This is a genomic window from Streptomyces sp. NPDC006602 (assembly GCF_042870385.1).
Taxonomy (GTDB): Bacteria; Actinomycetota; Actinomycetes; order Streptomycetales; family Streptomycetaceae; genus Streptomyces.
In genome coordinates, this window is the sequence record NZ_JBIAHG010000002.1 from 864,385 (window position 1) to 882,316 (window position 17,932).

A 17,932-nucleotide genomic window follows, 5' to 3' on the forward strand; every position below is an offset into this window, starting at 1 on the left:
GGAGTGGACCCGAGATGACCCGTTCCGTGCGCCGAACCCGAGGGTCCGGCCGGATCCCCCGCACCTGCCGGACCCGCCGTACTGTGCGGGTGGTCGGCGCGGGAGCCGCCGCGCTGCTGACGCTGAGCGCGTGCTCGTCGTCCTCGGACGCGGGTTCCGACGCGGCCGCCGGGCCCGACTCGTCGGCGAAGCTCGCCGGCACGGTGACCGTCTTCGCCGCGGCCTCACTCCAGGAGAGCTTCACGACCCTCGGCAAGCGGTTCGAGAAGAAGCATCCGGGCACGAAGGTCACCTTCAGCTTCGGCGGCAGCGACACCCTCGCCGCGAGCATCACGGGCGGCGCCCCGGCCGACGTGTTCGCCGCCGCAAGCCCCAAGACCATGGCGATCGTGACGAACGAGAAGGACGCCGTCGGCACCCCCGCCACCTTCGTCCGCAACCAGCTGGAGATCGCCACCCTGCCGGGCAACCCCGACAAGGTCTCCTCCCTCAAGGACCTCACCAGGTCCGGCCTCAAGGTCGTCCTGTGCGACAAGACGGTGCCGTGCGGATCGGCCGCACAGAAGGCCCTCGAGGCCGCCGATCTCGAGCTCACGCCGGTCTCCTACGAACAGGACGTCAAGAGCGCCCTGACAAAGGTCGAGCTGAAGGAGGCCGACGCCGCGGTCGTCTACAAGACCGATGTGAAGGCGGCGGGTGACAGGGTGGCGGGCGTGGACTTCCCCGAGTCGGCCGAGGCCATCAACGACTACCCGATCTCCCTCCTCAAGAGTGCCCGCAACCCCAACACGGCCAAGGCGTTCATCGAGCTGGTGAAGTCCGCCGAGGGCCAGAAGGTCCTGACCGAGGCCGGGTTCCTCAAGCCATGACCGGGCCCTACCAGGCCACGGCCGTCACCCCGGAGGGCGAGCGGCGGCGTCGGCGACTTCGGGAAGGCACCGGCCGAGGCGTGCCCCTGCCCCTCCTCCTCCCCGCCCTCGCAGGCCTGGCGTTCCTGCTCCTGCCGCTGGTCGCCCTGCTGATACGAGCCCCATGGCGCAGCCTCCCCGAGCAGCTGACCAGCGCCGAGGTCTGGGAGGCCCTCCGCCTGTCCCTGGTGTGCGCCACGGCCGCGACCGCGCTGAGCCTGGTCATCGGTGTCCCGCTGGCCTGGCTACTGGCCCGCGCCGACTTCCCCGGCCGCGGCCTGGTCCGCGCCCTGGTGACCCTGCCCCTCGTCCTGCCCCCGGTCGTCGGCGGCGTGGCCCTGCTGCTCGCCCTCGGCCGCAACGGCGTCGTCGGGCAGTGGCTGGACTCCTGGTTCGGGATCACGCTCCCCTTCACCACGACCGGCGTGATCCTCGCGGAGACCTTCGTGGCCATGCCGTTCCTCGTCATCAGCGTCGAGGGCACCCTGCGCGCCGCCGACCCGCGCTACGAGGAGGCGGCCACCACGCTCGGCGCCTCCCGCTTCACCGCGTTCCGCCGGGTCACCCTGCCGCTGATCATGCCGGGCATCGCGGCAGGCTCCGTCCTCGCCTGGGCCCGAGCCCTGGGCGAGTTCGGCGCCACGATCACCTTCGCGGGCAACTTCCCGGGCCGCACCCAGACCATGCCCCTCGCGGTCTACCTGGCCCTCCAGAACGACCCGGCAGCCGCGATCGCCCTCAGCCTGGTCCTCCTGGCAGTGTCGATCGCGGTCCTGGCAGGCCTACGCGACCGCTGGATGACAGCCTCATGACCCATCACCGCACGCCCCCACGGCCGACGACCCCCACCAGGCCCCGAACCACACCCACCGTCGCCAAGCTGCACCCCAACAACCCCGGGCCACACGCCCCACCCCCGCCAAGCTCCGGACAGCCGACGCACCCCGCCAAGCCGCGGGCAGTCGTGCCGCTGGGGCGGCACGGGCGGGCGCAGGCGGCACCCCGCCAACGCCGGGCTGCGCGACCCACCCCCGACCCGCACCACCCCCGACCCGCGGGAACCCGTCCACCGGTACCCCTCCACACACACCAACGTCCCTCACGCGATAAACGTACGAGGCTCCTCTCCACCCCAGCCGCCCCCACACTCCACAACCGTCGCCGCCACAACCAACCCCTCCCCAGGACACACCGCTCATGACCGACGTCGACGGAACCACAGACAACACCCCAACCGACCCCACAACCGACACCACCCCCGAACGCACCCACACCGAAGGCCTCAACGCCCACCTCGTCGTCGCCCGGGACACCTTCCGCCTCGACGTCACCCTCACCGCCGCCGCCGGCGACGTCGTCGCCCTACTCGGCCCGAACGGCGCCGGCAAGACCACCGCCCTACGCGCACTCGCCGGCCTCACCCCCCTCACCGCCGGCCATCTGCGGCTCGACGGCACGGAGTTGGACCGTACGCCCCCCGAGTCCCGCCCGGTCGGCGTCGTCTTCCAGGACTACCTGCTCTTTCCCCACCTCTCCGCCCTCGACAACGTGGCCTTCGGACCCCGCTGCCACGGCGCGACCAAGGCGCAGGCCCGTGCGAAAGCCGCCGAGTGGCTGGCCCGCATGGGGCTCGCCGACCACGCCGGCGCCAAGCCCCGCCGCCTCTCCGGCGGCCAGGCCCAGCGCGTCGCCCTGGCCCGCGCCCTGGCCACCAGCCCCCGCCTGCTCCTCCTCGACGAACCCCTGGCAGCCCTGGACGCCCGCACCCGCCTGGAGGTACGTGCCCAACTCCGCCGTCACCTCGCCGAGTTCGAGGCCGTCGCGGTCCTGGTCACCCACGACCCGCTGGACGCCATGGTGCTGGCCGACCGGCTGGTGGTCGTCGAGCACGGCCGGGTCGTCCAGGAGGGCACACCCGCCGACATCGCCCGCCGCCCCCGTACGGACTACGTCGCGCAACTCGTCGGCCTGAACCTCTACAGGGGGCAGGCCGACGGCCACACGGTCCGCCTGGACGCCGGCCCCGCCGTCACCACCACGGAGGACCTCGCCGGACCTGCCTTCGTCGCGTTCCCCCCGGGCGCCGTGACCCTCTACCGCGACCGCCCCACCGGCTCCAGCGCCCGCAACCTCTGGCGCTGCGAAGTGGCCGGCCTGGAGACCCACGGCGACCAGATCCGCGCCGACCTCACCGGCGAACTCCCCCTGGCCGCCGACCTCACGACGGTCGCCGCCGCCGAACTCGACCTGCACCCCGGCGCACCGGTCTGGGCTACGGTCAAAGCGGCCCAGACTCACGCATACCCGGCATAAGCCTCGCCGCCGACTACGGTGGGAACCCCGACTCCCCCACCCCCAACGAGGCGTCATCCATGAGCCTGAGCATCCGCAACCAGCTCCCCGGCACCGTCACCTCCATCACCCCAGGCGAGGTCATGGCCACGGTCAAGGTCCGCCTCACCGGCGGCCGCGACCTCACCGCGGCGATCACCCTGGAGGCCGCCGAGGAACTCGGCCTCACCCCCGGACGCGCACGTACGCGCCCTGGTCAAGTCGACGGAGGTGTCCCTGGCCACCGCCCCGGTCGACGGCGTCTCCATCCGCAACCAGCTCCCGGGCACCGTCCGCGACATCGCGACCGGCGGCGCCATGGCCGCCGTCAAGGTCGCCCTCGACGGCGGCGACCTGACCGCGGTGATCACCAGGGACGCCGTAACAGACCTCGCCCTGGCACCCGGCACTCCGGTCGTCGCCCTCATCAAGTCGACCGAGGTCTCCCTCGCGACGGCATGACGCACAAGGGCTCCGCCCGACGAACAGCCGGACGGAGCCCTCATCACGTTCTAGCCCTCACCAGGCACCGCACGTCAGTCCTCGTACGCGTCCAGCGGCGGGCAGGAGCAGACGAGGTTCCGGTCGCCGAAGGCCTGGTCGATACGGCGCACCGGCGGCCAGTACTTGTCCGCGACCGACACACCGGCCGGGAAGACGGCCTCCTCGCGCGTGTAGGCGTGCTCCCACTCCCCGCCCAGCGCATCGGCGGTGTGCGGCGCGTTCCGCAGCGGGTTGTCGTCCGCGGACCACTCGCCCGAGCCGACCTTGTCGATCTCCGCACGAATGGCGATCATCGCCTCGCAGAACCGGTCGATCTCGGTCAGATCCTCGGACTCGGTCGGCTCGATCATCAGCGTGCCGGCCACCGGGAAGGACATCGTCGGCGCGTGGAAGCCGTAGTCGATCAGCCGCTTGGCGACGTCGTCGACGCTCACACCGGTCGCCTTGGTGAGCGGCCGCAGATCGATGATGCACTCGTGCGCGACCAGCCCGCCCGGGCCGGTGTACAGCACCGGGTAGTGCGGCTCCAGCCGCTTGGCGATGTAGTTCGCACTGAGCACCGCCACCTGCGTGGCGCGCTTGAGCCCCTCGCCGCCCATGAGCCGGACGTACGCCCACGAGATCGGCAGGATCCCGGCGGAACCCCAGGGCGCGGCCGAGATGGGCCCGACACCCGTCTCCGGGCCGGCCGCGGGCTGCAGCGGGTGGTTCGGCAGATACGGCGCCAGGTGCGCACGCACACCCACCGGGCCGACGCCCGGACCGCCGCCGCCGTGCGGGATGCAGAAGGTCTTGTGCAGGTTCAGGTGCGAGACGTCGCCGCCGAAGTGCCCCGGCTTGGCCAGTCCCACCAGCGCGTTGAGGTTGGCACCGTCGACGTACACCTGCCCGCCCGCCTCGTGCACCTGGGCGCAGATGTCGGCGACGTGCTCCTCGAACACCCCGTGCGTCGACGGATACGTGATCATCAGCACCGCCAGCTCGTCCCGGTGCTGCTCGATCTTCGCCCGCAGGTCCTCGACGTCGATCTCGCCGTCCCCGGCGGTCTTCACGACGACGACCTTCATCCCTGCCATGACGGCACTGGCGGCGTTGGTGCCATGCGCGGACGACGGGATCAAGCACACGGTCCGCTGCTCGTCACCGTTGGCCCGGTGATACCCCCGTACCGCGAGCAGTCCGGCCAGCTCACCCTGCGACCCGGCATTGGGCTGCAACGACACGTTGTCGTAGCCGGTGACCTCGGCGAGCCGCTCCTCCAACTCCCGGATGAGCGTGAGGTAGCCCTGCGCCTGTTCGGCGGGCGCGAAGGGGTGCAGCTGCCCGAACTCGGGCCAGGTGACCGGCTCCATCTCGGCGGTCGCGTTGAGCTTCATGGTGCAGGAGCCCAGCGGGATCATGCCGCGGTCGAGCGCGTAGTCACGGTCGGCCAGGCGGCGCAGGTAACGCAGCATCGCGGTCTCGGACCGGTACTGGTGGAACACGGGGTGCGCCAGGTACTCGTCCGACCGCAGCAGCGCGCCCCGAAGCGTCTCCTCGGTCACAGCGTCGAGCGCCTCGATGTCCCCCTCGACCCCGAACGCGTTCCATACGGCGCCCAGCTGGGCCCGCAGGGTGGTCTCGTCGCAGGCGAGGGACACGTGGTCGCCGTCCACGAGCCGCAGATTGACGCCGTTGGCCCGCGCGCCCGCGAGGATCTCGGCGGCCCTCCCCGGCACCCGGACGGTCAGCGTGTCGAAGTAGGAGCCGTGTACGACCTCGACCCCGCCGGCCGTCAGGCCCGCGGCGAGGATCGTGGCGTACCGGTGGGTGCGCCGCGCGATGCTCTTGAGCCCCTCGGGTCCGTGGTAGACGGCGTACATCCCGGCCATCACGGCGAGCAGCACCTGCGCGGTGCAGATGTTGCTGGTCGCCTTCTCCCGACGGATGTGCTGCTCACGGGTCTGCAGAGCGAGCCGGTACGCCTTGTTCCCGTCGGCGTCCACGGACACACCCACGAGCCGCCCGGGCAGGCTGCGCGCGAACTTCTCGCGCACCGCCATGTATCCGGCGTGCGGCCCACCGAAGCCCATCGGCACACCGAAGCGCTGGGTCGTCCCGACCGCGATGTCCGCACCGAGCTCCCCCGGGGACTTCAGCAGCGTCAGCGCCAGCAGATCGGCGGCGACGGTCACGAGCGCACCGAGCTCGTGCGCCTGCTCGATCAGCGGCTTGATGTCGCGTACGGCACCGGAGGCGCCCGGGTACTGGATCAGCACGCCGTTGATCTCACGCCCGGCGATCTCGGCCGGAATACCCTCGCTGAGGTCGGCGACGACGACCTCGACGCCGGTCGGCTCGGCGCGGGTCTCGATCACGGCGATGGTCTGCGGCAGCGTGTCCGCGTCGATCAGGAAGAGGCCCTTCTTGTTCTTGCCCATGCGCCGGGACAGCGCCAGAGCCTCGGCGGCCGCGGTGCCCTCGTCGAGCAGCGAGGCGCCGGAGGTCGGCAGACCCGTGAGGTCGGCGACCATCGTCTGGAAGTTCAGCAGGGCCTCGAGCCGCCCCTGTGAGATCTCCGGCTGGTACGGCGTGTAAGCCGTGTACCAGGCCGGGTTCTCCATCACATTGCGCAGGATGACGGGCGGCGTGAACGTCCCGTAGTACCCGAGCCCGATCATGGAATCGAGAACCTGGTTCCGATCGGCCAGCGAACGCAGCTCTGCCAGCACCTCGGCCTCGGTGCGCGCGCCCGGCAGCTCCAGCGCGTCGGCGTTCTTGATCACATCCGGGACCGCGGCGGCCGTGAGCTCGTCGAGCGAGCCGTACCCGACCTGCGCGAGCATCTTGGCCCGCGCCTCCTGGTCGGGCCCGATGTGGCGCTGCTCGAAGGGGATTCCCTGCTCGAGCTCGGAGAGTGGAATGCGATGGGCGGTCATTACGGAGGCCTCCTGGTCTGACACGACCTTCGAGGGGTCACCACGGCGCGGGTACCCGAACGGCCTCCCCCTCTGTCATCTCGACCTGAGAGCTTCACCGGCCGCCCGAGGGCAACCGGCTTTCACCGTCGGTGAGAGCGGAAGCCGTCGACGCCGTCGGCACCCGCCCTGCTTTCCAGAGTGACCTCGTCCGTGCGGTACGTGGGCCTGAGAGATTCCGGGGAGGATTTGCTCCTTCGGCGCCTCCGATGGTGTCCGGAGGACTCTCCCGCACGGGGTCAGCAGCCGCTTGCCAGCGTACCAGCGGGGTCCACGCCCGTGCCTTCGAGTGGCCACGTTCCTGAATCTGCCCTTTTGTAGTGTTTACGGATGAGTTGCGACCAAGTGGAGGGCCCGTGCAGACCGATATCGATCCGCGCAACCTGATCGGCCGCAAGGCGTTCGACCGCAACGGCACGAAGCTCGGCACCATCGACGAGGTCTACCTCGACGACGCCACGGGCACACCGGAATGGGCGGCCATACGCACCGGTCTCTTCTCCAGAGACGCCTTCGTCCCCTTGGAGCCCAGCGAACTGATCGACGGCACCCTCCACGTCCCCTTCGACCGCGCTCTGATCAAGGACGCCCCCGACTTCGGCGTGGGCCGCCACCTCTCCCCCGAGCAAGAACTCCAGCTCTACCACCACTACAGTCTCGACATCGCCGCCCCTCCCCCCTTCCCGGACCACGACTTCGGCAAGCTGGCAGACACAGACGAACCCTGACCCCACCGCCCCCACCACCCACCCATCAAGCCACGAACAGCCGCACCATCAAGCCACGAACAGCCCTGCCGTCAAGCCGCGGGCAGCCGCACCATCAGGCCACGAACAGCTCTGCCGTCAAGCCGCGGGCAGTCGTGCCGCTGGGGCGGCACGGGTGGGCGCGAGCGGCACCCCGCAACGCCGGGCCGCGCCACACACCCCGCCCCCAGCCCCGTCCAACCCGCACACTCCACCCCACCGCACCCGCCGATCTCACCCTGCCCCCACCCGCCCCCCATCCACCGAAGTAACCCCACCCCCAGCCTCCCCAGCTCTTCGCGCCACCAACGGCAACGGCTCCGCCACCTCCAACTCCGGATCATCGATCCGAAACGTCCGCACCCGCCCCGGCTCCGAATCCGGCGTCTCGAACCGCACGGTCACCCGCCCGAGCCCACTCCCCTGCACCCACCCGTGCCCGTACTCGGCATGCCTGACGTCGTGCCCCGAAACCCACCGCCGCTCGACCGGCGCCACCGGCTCCTTTGCAGGCAGGTCATCGGCATCCCCCACCACCCCGGAGTCGCCCTGCTCCCCCGCCGCCTGCGCGAACAGATCCTCCTGCGTGTAGTCGGCCAGCCCGCTCACACCCACCCCCAGCAGCCGCACACCCCCCGTCGTGTCGACGGAATCCAACAGCCGCGCGGCAGCCTCCCGCACCACCGCCGGGTCATCCGTGGGCCCCCGCAACGTCTCGGACCGGGTCAGCGTGGAGAAGTCGTACCTCCGCACCTTCAGCACGATGGTCCGCCCGGACAATCCGGCGTCCCGCAGCCGCCGCACACACCGGTCGGCCAGCCGCTGCACCTCGAGGCCCACCCGGATCCGGTCGTGGATGTCGACGTCGTACGTGTCCTCCACCGACACCGACTTCGTCTCCCGCTCGGCCACCACGGGCCGCTCGTCGAGCGCCAGCGCCATGGCGTACAACGCGTGCCCATGCGCCTTCCCCAGCAGCCGTACGAGCTCGTCCTCGCCCGCCTCGGCGATCTCGTCGACGGTGTGGATCCCGGCCCGCCGTAGATGATCGCCCGTCGCCGGCCCCACCCCAGGCAGGGTGCGCACCGACATCGGCCCGAGCAGAGCCCGCTCGGTCCCCGGTTCGATCACCAGCAGCCCGTCGGGCTTGGCCTGCTCCGAGGCGAACTTCGCCAGCATCTTGGAGGCCGCCAGGCCCACCGACCCCGTGAGCCCGGTGACGGCCCGTATGTCGGCCCGCAGCCTGGCCCCGGCCAGCCGTGCCGACGCGTCGTCCCAGGCCGCTCCACCGGCCTCCAGGTCCACGAACGCCTCGTCCAGGCTCAATGGCTCCACCAGCGGCGACAGCGCCCTCAGGAGCCCCATCACCTGCTCGCTGATCGCCCGGTAGAACCCGAAGCGCGGCACGAGATACGCCGCGTTCGGCGCGAGCCGCCGGGCCTGGGCCATGGGCATCGCCGAGTGCACTCCGAAAACACGCGCCTCGTACGAGCAGGTGGCGACCACTCCGCGCGGCCCGAGCCCGCCCACGATGACCGCCTTCCCGCGCAGGCTCGGCTTGGACGCCTGCTCCGCCGAGGCGAAGAAGGCATCCATGTCCAGATGCAGGATCGTGGGCGCGCTTCTCACATCTCCGATGCTGCCCTACGCCACTGACAATGCCGTCTCCGAAGAGCCGGGTCGGCTCAGACCGCCCTGTTGCGCCGCCGCGCCAGCTCGTCCGCGGGGTTGTGCCCGACGAGAGTCTCCCCCGTGTCGATCCGCTCCCCGTGCAGCTGGGAGAGCGCGCTTTCCACGTCCCGCCACACCACGCCGACGGCGATCCCGAAGATGCCCTGTCCGCCCTGGAGCAGCGCATGTACCTCGTCCGGCGAGGTGCACTCGTAGACGGTGGCCCCGTCGCTCATCAGCGTCATCCGCTCCAGGTCGCGGAAACCGCGTTCCCTGAGGTGTTGAACGGTGGTGCGGATGTTCTGCAGCGACACCCCGGTGTCCAGAAAGCGCTTGACGACCTTCAGGACGACGACGTCCCGGAAGCTGTACAAGCGCTGCGTCCCCGACCCGTGGGCCGGCCGCACGCTCGGCTCGACAAGGCCGGTGCGGGCCCAGTAGTCCAATTGCCGATAGGTGATGCCGGCGGCCGCGCAGGCCGTCGGACCGCGGTAGCCGATCTGCTCGGACGCCATGGACGTCGCCCCTCCGCTGCTCGGCACGGCCGCCGGTCGCTGCGGAGCGTGATCGGCCGCGCTGATGTGAAGCGGGTACGGACCGCTCGCCCCAAGACTGCGTCCGGGAGCACCCCCAGCCGTACCGTCGCCGCTGCTTCTCACGCCGACCTCCGTCCTTGACCTGCCTTCTCGACGGTAGGCAGTCACCAGGGGCGCGTCAACGATCGCCACACTCGGCACGCCGGGTGATAATCACCCTACGAGTGGTTTCCCGCACCCAACCGCGGGGAAAGGCTAGCCGAATGTGCTCGTAGCGGCCCGCAGGACGCTCTCAGCGCCGCTGGCAAATGCCGGCATTTGAGTCGTCAACGGACGTGGGCGAGCCCGGCAGGACCGTTCGCCCACCGGGAAGCAGTGCCTCTCACTGGCTGCTGCTGCCGAAGTCCTCGGGCGAGATCTGGTCGAGGAACTCGCGGAACTTCTCCACCTCGTCCTCCTGCTCATCCGGGATCGCGATGCCGGCGTCGTCGAGCACGCCGTCACTGCCGTAGATCGGCGTTCCGGTGCGCAGGGCCAGCGCTATGGCGTCGGACGGACGGGCACTCACCTCGACCCCGCTGGCGAAGACGAGCTCCGCGTAGAAGACGCCCTCCCGCAGGTCCGTGATGCGCACTTCGGTGAGCTCCTGGCCGACGGCCTCCAACACGTCCTTGAACAGGTCGTGGGTCAGCGGTCGGGCGGGAGCCATGCCCTGCTGCGCGAAGGCGATCGCGGTAGCCTCCCCAGGCCCGATCCAGATGGGGAGGTAGCGGTCGCCTCCCACTTCACGCAGGAGCACGATCGGCTGGTTCGAGGGCATTTCGACCCGGACACCTACGACATCGAGCTCGTTCACACAGCAACCCTAGGCCGTGCCCGGGATGTTTGGGTAGTCGGGCAGGGAACGGGTGGCCGATCGAGCCGGTGCGGGCCCGCTCGTCTCACGGCAGCCGCACGCCCAGCGCGGTCTGCACGAGCGCCGCGTGCAGCTTCACCGTGAGGCCGGCCAGTTCCTTGGTACGGGCCTCGGCGTGCGCCCTGGTCTGCGGGTTGCGATGGCGCTTCAGCGGGGCCACCACCTGGTCCACCAGTCCGGCCTCGCGGTCGGCCGCCGCCTTCATCACCCGCAGGTGCCGCGGCTCGATGCCGAACTGCCCAAGCTCGGCGATGAGCGAGGCCACGGTGGCCGCCTCCGCGTCGTACGCCCCATCGGGCAGCGGAGTGATGAGCCCGTACGACTCCCACTCCTGAAGTTCCTGCTCACCGATCTCGGCGGCGGCCATCAGCTCGTCCCGCCCGATCCTGGCCGCCGTCGGCCCCTCGACGACCTCCGGCGCACCCTCCCCGTCCCACTGCCGACCTACCGTCGGCAGTGGTACGGCCTCACCGCGCTCCATGGCGTCCAGGTGCTCACGGATCACCTTGAGCGGCAGATAGTGGTCCCGCTGCATCCTCAGGACATGACCGAGCCGCTCGACGTCGCCGGTGCTGAACTTGCGATACCCCGAGGGGGTCCGCTGCGGCTCAATGAGCCCCTCCGACTCCAGGAAACGGATCTTGGAGATGGTGACTTCGGGGAACTCGTCGCGCAGCACGTTCAGCACCGTGCCGATGCTCATCAGCCCACTGTCCGTGGCGGCGGTACCGTGCCCGGCACCGCCGCTCGGTGTTTGAAGCATGGACCTTCCTGGGGTTCCCCCCGGACGGAGTCTGGGGAAGGGTCAGTAGCCCCGCTGGCTCGCGTAGAACACCAGCCGGTACTTGCCGATCTGCACCTCGTCACCGTTCGACAGAGCGACCTGGTCGATCCGCTCACGGTTGACGTACGTGCCGTTCAGACTGCCCACATCGGCCACCGTGAACGAGCCGTCCTGACCGCGGCGGAACTCCACGTGCCGACGGGAGACCGTCACGTCGTCCAGGAAGATGTCGCTCTGCGGGTGACGCCCGGCCGTGGTCAGGTCGCCGTCCAGCAGGAAGCGGCTGCCCGAGTTCGGACCGCGACGCACCACCAGGAGCGCCGACCCGAGCGGAAGCGCGTCGACGGCCGCCTGCGCCTCCGGGGAGAGCATGGGCATCTGCGTCTGGCCCGTGACCTCGGCGTCGTAGGCCTCGAGCCCGGAAATGGAGATCGTGGACGTCGTCTCGGAGGGGCGCTCGGCAGCGGCCCCGGCCCGCAGCGGAGCACCGCAGTTGGAGCAGAAGCGGCTGTTCTCCGCGTTGCGGTTACCGCACCTCGTACACACCAGGGCCGACATAGGGGGAAACCCTCCACCCGTACTTGAGGTTGACGGTTGCCCGAAACCTATGCCTCCGGACTGTGCAGGGTCAACTGACGGCGCGCCCTGACCTCCGGAAATGTCCCCGCCCGCACCGACCTGGTCCCGGAACAGCGGGCGCTGGCCTTCCGCGTCAGGCTGTGCGCGATGACGGGCGGTCGCGTTGTCGCTGCCCTCTCGCGCGCTCTTGCCGAACAACTTCGCAAACAACTTCACGGGCGATTCCCCTTGACCGAAACAGACCCGCCCGTGGGGCAGGACGAACCCTGATTGAACACACCGGTCGACCCGGACATCCAGACAACGTCCGTATCCACCAGACAGTTTCCACCACGCACCACCCATTCGGTGCGCCGACCCCCCGCAACGTCATGCCCTCGCCGGACGTCCCCCATGCACCCCGGGTTCACTGGGAGGACGACCGAGCGTAGTCAGGCCGCTTCGCGGCTCGCAAGGCGTCCACGACGATCTTGTCCGACCGCTCGACGGCGATGGTGGCCTGCTCCTTCTCAAGAGTCTGCACCACCCCTCCGGGGATGTTGAGCGCCGGTTCGAGGTCCTGCGGCTTGCCGATGACCTTGAAACGATAGGGAGCGTTGATCTTGTTCCCGTCGACACTCACGCTGTTGTCGGAGTCCGTGAGATAGGTACCCGCGACGACCCGCACACCGTTCACCTGGATCGCCTCCGCGCCGGCAGCGCGCAGCTCCTGGATCGCGTCGAGCAGCATGTCCGCCTCGACCCTCCCCTTCGTGTCGTCGATCGTCATCGTGATGCCGGGCCCCTGCGCGGCCACCGTGCCCGCCAGGATGCCGAGCTGCTTCTCCTTCTCGACCGTCTGCTTGCGGGCCTCTTCAGCCTGGTCCGAGCTGTTCTCCAACTCGTCCCGCTGCTTCTCCAGACCCTGCTTCTCGTCTTCAAGACGCTGAGTACGGTCATCCAGTTCATCGAGGATCCGAACAAGATCTTCCTGACGCGCGCCCCGCAGGGCGCTGTCACTGTCGCTGTTCGAGGCCACCTGCACGGCGAGACCGAAGCCCAGGCCGAAAAGCAGCAAGGCGACGATGAGTTGGGCCCGGGTGACACGCGGCGGCCACAGCCCGTCCGCCAGCCGCTGACGACCGCTCAACTGGGAATCCGGGGAAGCATTCGCTGCCGGCGCGGGAGCCTCGGCCGTCACTTCCTCCGGCAGCTCCTTGCGCAGCCTGTTCTCGGGCGTCTCGTCCTGGTTGCTCATCCGCCTCACGCCCGGAAGACGTGTCGGCGGATCGCCGCGGCGTTGGAGAAGATCCGGATGCCGAGCACGACGACGACACCGGTGGACAGCTGGGCCCCGACGCCCAACTTGTCGCCAAGGAACACGATCAGCGCGGCCACGACCACGTTCGACAGGAAGGACACGACGAAGACTTTGTCGTCGAAGATGCCGTCGAGCATGGCCCGCAATCCTCCGAAGACGGCGTCGAGTGCCGCCACCACGGCGATCGGCAGATAAGGCTCGACGACCGCCGGAACCTCAGGCCGGACCAAGAGGCCGGCCACGACTCCCACGACGAGGCCCAGTACGGCGATCACGATGTGCCCTTCTCAGTTCTCGGCTGTGCTGTACGTACGATCACACTCGGTGCGGCGGGCAGCCGGAGATCGTCCGCCACGGAAATGGCGGTCCGGATGCCGTAGTTCTCCTGCAGGGCATGCAGATACAGCCCGTCGGCACTGTTCTGGAACCTGGTGCTCAACCGCTTGCCGTCCCCCACGGCCAGCACCGTATACGGCGGAACCAACGGCTTGTTGTCGACCAGTATCGCGTCACCCGCGGCCCTGATCGCCGACAGCGCCGTCAACCGCTGCCCGTTGATCGACACGGCCTCGGCGCCCGACGCCCACAGTCCGTTGACCACCCGCTGCATGTCGCGGTCGCGCACCCGCCCGGTGTCGGAGAACCCGGAGGTCTCGCGTGGGTCGCCGTCACCGCCGGAGGTGGCCTCCTTGGCGTCGTCCACGACCAGCTTCACACCGGGGCCGTGCACTTCCGTCGCGCCCGACAGGACGCCCACGAGTTCCGCCTGGTCACTGCCGCCGCTGTCCCTCAGGGCCGCACGTTGTCGCGCGCTCACGTCGTCGCGCAGCTTGTCGACGGAGTTCTCGAGTTTGTCCGCCGCCTCGGTCTCCCGGTCGATACGGTCGATCAGTTCCTCGCGCTCCTTGGCGACGACGGGAGCCGCGACCCGGGCCTGGGCGGCTCCGACGGTCACGACCAGTGCCGCGAGTACCAGACCGGCGGCCAGACCCAGCTTCGCCCGGAGGGTCTTGGGCAGGCCGCCATCGCCCGCGGCTTCCTTGCGCTCGGCAGCCTCGGCGTACCCGTCGTCGAGGCTGTGGTCCATGACGTTGGTGAGCAGCGACATGGACGCGTCCGGGCGCGAGGGGCGCGTGGGAGTGCTCCGAACGGGGGGCTGCTGCGGCATGCCGCTCATCGTCGCACGTCGCGACCACTACCTCCGAATGGCCCCACCGGCGTGCCGGACAGGCCCTCTGCAGGACACTTGTCCGGCACGCACGCGTGCCGTGGGTTTCAGCGCCCGGCGCTGTCCACGACCGCCGACCACTCGTCGAGCAGGGCCTGGGCCGAGGCGTCGTCCGGCCCTTCCGCCCACAGGTGGGTGACCGCTTCCGCCGGGTCGGGCAGCACCATCACCCAGCGACCGTCGGTCTCCACCACCCGCACCCCGTCCGTGATGTCCACGAAGCGGTCTCCGGCCGCCTCCACGACCCGCCGCATCACAAGACCCTTCACGGCCCAGGGAGTCGCCAGATCCCGCTTGAGAACGTGCGCCCGCGGAATCCGCGCGTCGATCTGGCTGAGCGTGAGCTGCGTCCGCGCCACCAGTCCGATCAGCCGTACGAAGGCCGCCGTACCGTCGAAGACACTGCTGAATTCGGGGACGATGAACCCGCCCTTGCCGTCCCCACCGAAGATCGTCGTCTCGTCCCGACCGACACGCGTCAGGTCGTCAGGAGAAGTGGTCGTCCACTCCACCTGCGTCCCGTGATACGCCGCCACCTGCTCGGCGATCCTGGTAGTGGTCACCGGCAGCGCGACTCGACCGCTGCGCCGCTCCGCGGCCACCAGGTCGAGAAGGACAAGCAGCGCACGATCGTCCTCGACGATCCGCCCCTTCTCGTCGACCAGTGACAGCCGCTCGCCCACGGGGTCGAACCGCACCCCGAACGCGGCCCGTGCGGAGGCCACGATCTCCCCCAGCCGCACCAGCCCCGACCGGCGCGCGTCCGCCGACTCGGTGGGCCTCGACTCGTCGAGGCCCGGGTTGATGGTCAGCGCGTCCACACCGAGCTTGCCGAGCAGGCTGGGCAGCACAAGCCCGGCACTGCCGTTCGAAGCGTCGACGACGACCTTGAGTCCCGACTCGGAAACGCCCGTGGTGTCGACGTTCCGCAGCAACGACCCGGTGTACGAGTCGAAGACACTGGCGGGGAAGTGCAGGTCCCCGATCTCGCCCGGGAAGGCCCGTCGGTACTCCTGCCTCGCGAACACTCGGTCCAGCTTCCGCTGGCTCCCCTGCGAGAGGTCGGCCCCCTGCCCGTCGAAGAACATGATGTCCACGGAATCCGGAACCCCGGGCGTGGTCCGGATCATGATCCCGCCGGCACTGCCTCGCGCGGTCTGCTGCCGCGCCACGGGCAGCGGCACGTTCTCCAGGTCACGTACGTCGATGGCGCTGGTCTGCAGGGCAGAGATGACCGCCCGCTTGAGCGCACGGGCACCACGTGAGTGGTCACGGGCCGTGGTGACGGTCGAACCCTTCTTGAGCGTGGTCGCGTAGGCGCCGGCGAGACGCACAGCCAGCTCGGGGGTGATCTCCACGTTCAGGATCCCGGACACTCCACGGGCACCGAAGAGGTGTGCCTGCCCCCTGGACTCCCAGATGACCGAGGTATTGACGAACGCACCGGCCTCGATGGTCTTGAACGGGTACACCCGCACATTGCCCTGCACGATCGATTCTTCACCGATCAGGCACTCGTCCCCGATGACGGCGCCGTCCTCGATCCGGGCCGCGCGCATGATGTCGGTGTTCTTTCCGACGACGCATCCCCGCAAGTTGCTGTGCTGACCGACGTACACGTTGTCGTGCACGACGGCCTTATGCAGAAAGGCCCCGGCCTTCACAACGACGTTGGAGCCGATGACGCTGTGTTCGCGGATTTCTGCGCCGGCCTCGACCTTGGCGTAGTCACCGATGTAAAGCGGTCCACGGAGAACGGCGTCGGGATGTACTTCGGCGCCTTCCGCCACCCACACGCCCGGGGAGATCTCGAAGCCGTCGAGATCGACGTCGACCTTGCCCTCCAAGACGTCGGCCTGCGCCTTTACATAGCTCTCGTGGGTACCGACGTCCTCCCAGTAGCCCTCGGCGATATAGCCGTAGATCGGCTTGCCTTCCTTCATCAACTGCGGGAAGACATCACCGGACCAGTCGACGGAGACATCGGCCTCGACATAGTCGAACACCTCGGGCTCCATCACGTAGATACCCGTGTTCACGGTGTCCGAGAAGACCTGGCCCCAGGTCGGCTTCTCCAGGAAGCGCTCGACCTTGCCCTCCTCGTCGACAATCGTGATGCCAAACTCCAGCGGGTTGGGCACACGCGTCAGACAGACGGTGACCAACGCACCCTTTTCCTTGTGGAAATTGATGAGCTCGGTGAGATCGAAGTCGGTCAGGGCATCACCGGAGATGACGAGGAAAGCATCGTCCTTCAATGCTTCCTCGGCGTTCTTGACGCTTCCGGCGGTACCGAGTGGCTTCTCCTCATTGGCATAGGTGAGCTCCATACCGAGCTCCTCACCGTCACCGAAGTAGTTCTTGACCAGTGAGGCCAGGAACTGGACAGTAACGACGGTCTCGTTGAGCCCATGCCTTTTGAGCAGCCGCAGAACATGCTCCATGATCGGCCGGTTGGCCACTGGCAGGAGCGGTTTGGGCATGCTTGAGGTCATGGGACGAAGGCGCGTGCCTTCGCCTCCGGCCATCACGACGGCCTTCATGTCGGAAGCGTCCTCCTCTAAGAGACGACGGTCTAGCCGACTTCACCCGTCCAGATTGTCCCGCACTTTTCCACCGCGGGCCATCGGGGCCGATACAGCCGTTGTATTCGGCGAGTTCAGTCGGCCATGGCGTCCGCACGAACCAGGCGGCGGACCTGTACCACGTAGAGAACTCCTGCCCACCAGTAGAGCGTTGTACCCCAACCTGCGAACGCCCATCCGAAAATAGCAGCGAGTGACGCGATCCATCCACTTCCGTCACTGAGCAGCAGCAGCGGGAAGGCGTACATCAGGTTGAAGGTGGCGGCCTTGCCCAGGAAGTTCACTTGGGGGGGCGGATAGCCATGGCGCCTGAGGATGCCCACCATCACCAGCAGAAGCAGCTCACGCGCCAGAAGTACAGCGGTCAACCAGACTGGCAGAATCTCGCGCCAGGTGAGACCGACCAAAGTCGAAAGAATGTAGAGCCGGTCGGCCGCGGGATCCAGCAGCCGGCCGAGACTGCTGATCTGGTTCCAGCGCCGCGCGAGCTTGCCGTCCAGGTAGTCACTGACCCCGCTCAGAGCCAGCACCAGAAGCGCCCACCCGTCACTTTGGGGGCCGCCGAACTCAGGCCTCAGGATCAGCCACAGGAAGAGCGGCACACCGGCGAGCCGCGCCATGCTGAGGACGTTGGGGATGGTGAGTACCCGGTCCGTCTGGACGCGGGTCTCCTGGACCTCCACCCGGGAGCCTCCTGTGGGAAACGAGCCAACGATGCCCCCTGACCTTACCTCAACGCAAAAAAGCTCTGGCTCTTGGGCTGCGTGCCCAAGAGCCAGAGCTCTAAAAGGAGTTCGGCGGCGTCCTACTCTCCCACAGGGTCCCCCCTGCAGTACCATCGGCGCTGTAAGGCTTAGCTTCCGGGTTCGGAATGTAACCGGGCGTTT

Annotated in this window: 15 protein-coding genes, 1 rRNA gene, 1 pseudogene and 1 riboswitch; of the genes and pseudogenes, 5 read left to right on the forward strand and 12 right to left on the reverse strand. The window is 69.0% G+C overall.

Translation table 11 applies throughout. From position 1 onward, the window contains the following. Positions 1 to 14: 14 nt before the first annotated feature. The 4 genes and pseudogenes from modA to ACFYO2_RS08690 all read left to right on the forward strand — a co-directional run bounded on the left by modA (position 15) and on the right by ACFYO2_RS08690 (position 3,701). Complete coding sequence (modA, locus tag ACFYO2_RS08675; RefSeq protein WP_388345993.1) at positions 15 to 869, forward strand: molybdate ABC transporter substrate-binding protein; 855 nt, start codon at positions 15 to 17, stop codon at positions 867 to 869. After that, the gene (locus ACFYO2_RS08680; protein ID WP_388345996.1) at positions 866 to 1,720 is read left to right on the forward strand and encodes an ABC transporter permease; all 855 of its coding nucleotides are present in this window, start codon (positions 866 to 868) and stop codon (positions 1,718 to 1,720) included. Before modA ends, ACFYO2_RS08680 begins: the two co-directional genes overlap by 4 nt. A gap of 385 nt (positions 1,721 to 2,105) precedes the next feature. Beyond that, positions 2,106 to 3,221 (forward strand): ABC transporter ATP-binding protein, encoded by a 1,116-nt coding sequence (locus tag ACFYO2_RS08685; protein WP_388345998.1) that lies wholly within the window; start codon positions 2,106 to 2,108, stop codon positions 3,219 to 3,221. 59 nt (positions 3,222 to 3,280) lie between these two features. Next, positions 3,281 to 3,701 (forward strand): annotated as a pseudogene (locus ACFYO2_RS08690) (molybdopterin-binding protein). Positions 3,702 to 3,775: 74 nt separating this feature from the next. On the opposite strand, the gene gcvP reads toward ACFYO2_RS08690, so the two are convergent. Next, complete coding sequence (gene gcvP / locus ACFYO2_RS08695; protein ID WP_388346001.1) at positions 3,776 to 6,661, reverse strand: aminomethyl-transferring glycine dehydrogenase; 2,886 nt, start codon at positions 6,659 to 6,661, stop codon at positions 3,776 to 3,778. 185 nt (positions 6,662 to 6,846) lie between these two features. Beyond that, a riboswitch (glycine riboswitch) is annotated at positions 6,847 to 6,942 on the reverse strand. Positions 6,943 to 7,056: 114 nt separating this feature from the next. On the opposite strand from gcvP, the gene ACFYO2_RS08700 reads away from it, so the two are divergent. Further along, positions 7,057 to 7,428, forward strand: a complete 372-nt coding sequence (locus ACFYO2_RS08700; RefSeq protein WP_388346004.1) for a PRC-barrel domain-containing protein — start codon at positions 7,057 to 7,059, stop codon at positions 7,426 to 7,428. Between the two features lie 252 nt (positions 7,429 to 7,680). Here the strand turns inward: ACFYO2_RS08700 and ACFYO2_RS08705 are convergent, their stop codons facing one another. The 11 genes from ACFYO2_RS08705 to rrf form a co-directional block, all read right to left on the reverse strand. Then, a complete protein-coding gene (locus ACFYO2_RS08705; protein ID WP_388346007.1) occupies positions 7,681 to 9,075 on the reverse strand; it encodes a DNA polymerase IV in 1,395 nt (464 codons plus the stop codon). A gap of 56 nt (positions 9,076 to 9,131) precedes the next feature. Next, on the reverse strand, positions 9,132 to 9,776 hold the full coding sequence (locus ACFYO2_RS08710) for a MerR family transcriptional regulator (RefSeq protein WP_388346011.1): 645 nt from the start codon (positions 9,774 to 9,776) through the stop codon (positions 9,132 to 9,134). 259 nt (positions 9,777 to 10,035) lie between these two features. Then, a complete protein-coding gene (locus ACFYO2_RS08715; RefSeq protein ID WP_026281837.1) occupies positions 10,036 to 10,509 on the reverse strand; it encodes a bifunctional nuclease family protein in 474 nt (157 codons plus the stop codon). A gap of 85 nt (positions 10,510 to 10,594) precedes the next feature. Beyond that, a complete protein-coding gene (locus ACFYO2_RS08720) occupies positions 10,595 to 11,332 on the reverse strand; it encodes a MerR family transcriptional regulator (RefSeq protein WP_388346014.1) in 738 nt (245 codons plus the stop codon). 42 nt (positions 11,333 to 11,374) lie between these two features. Beyond that, positions 11,375 to 12,277 carry an FHA domain-containing protein gene (locus ACFYO2_RS08725; RefSeq protein WP_388346016.1) on the reverse strand — a complete coding sequence of 301 codons (903 nt, stop codon included), beginning with the start codon at positions 12,275 to 12,277 and terminating at the stop codon, positions 11,375 to 11,377. Between the two features lie 61 nt (positions 12,278 to 12,338). Next, positions 12,339 to 13,169, reverse strand: a complete 831-nt coding sequence (locus tag ACFYO2_RS08730) for a DUF881 domain-containing protein (protein WP_388346019.1) — start codon at positions 13,167 to 13,169, stop codon at positions 12,339 to 12,341. 5 nt (positions 13,170 to 13,174) lie between these two features. Further along, a complete protein-coding gene (locus tag ACFYO2_RS08735; protein WP_003988855.1) occupies positions 13,175 to 13,507 on the reverse strand; it encodes a small basic family protein in 333 nt (110 codons plus the stop codon). Continuing rightward, the gene (locus ACFYO2_RS08740; RefSeq protein ID WP_388346024.1) at positions 13,504 to 14,400 is read right to left on the reverse strand and encodes a DUF881 domain-containing protein; all 897 of its coding nucleotides are present in this window, start codon (positions 14,398 to 14,400) and stop codon (positions 13,504 to 13,506) included. Before ACFYO2_RS08740 ends, ACFYO2_RS08735 begins: the two co-directional genes overlap by 4 nt. A 107-nt stretch (positions 14,401 to 14,507) precedes the next feature. Continuing rightward, positions 14,508 to 17,003, reverse strand: coding sequence for a sugar phosphate nucleotidyltransferase (locus tag ACFYO2_RS08745; RefSeq protein WP_388346027.1), 2,496 nt, complete (start codon positions 17,001 to 17,003; stop codon positions 14,508 to 14,510). A 116-nt stretch (positions 17,004 to 17,119) separates the two neighbouring features. Then, positions 17,120 to 17,728: a CDP-alcohol phosphatidyltransferase family protein gene (locus tag ACFYO2_RS08750; RefSeq protein ID WP_388346030.1), complete on the reverse strand. Its 609-nt coding sequence runs from the start codon at positions 17,726 to 17,728 to the stop codon at positions 17,120 to 17,122. Between the two features lie 109 nt (positions 17,729 to 17,837). Beyond that, positions 17,838 to 17,932: ribosomal RNA gene (rrf, locus tag ACFYO2_RS08755) — 5S ribosomal RNA — on the reverse strand; the annotation flags it as partial.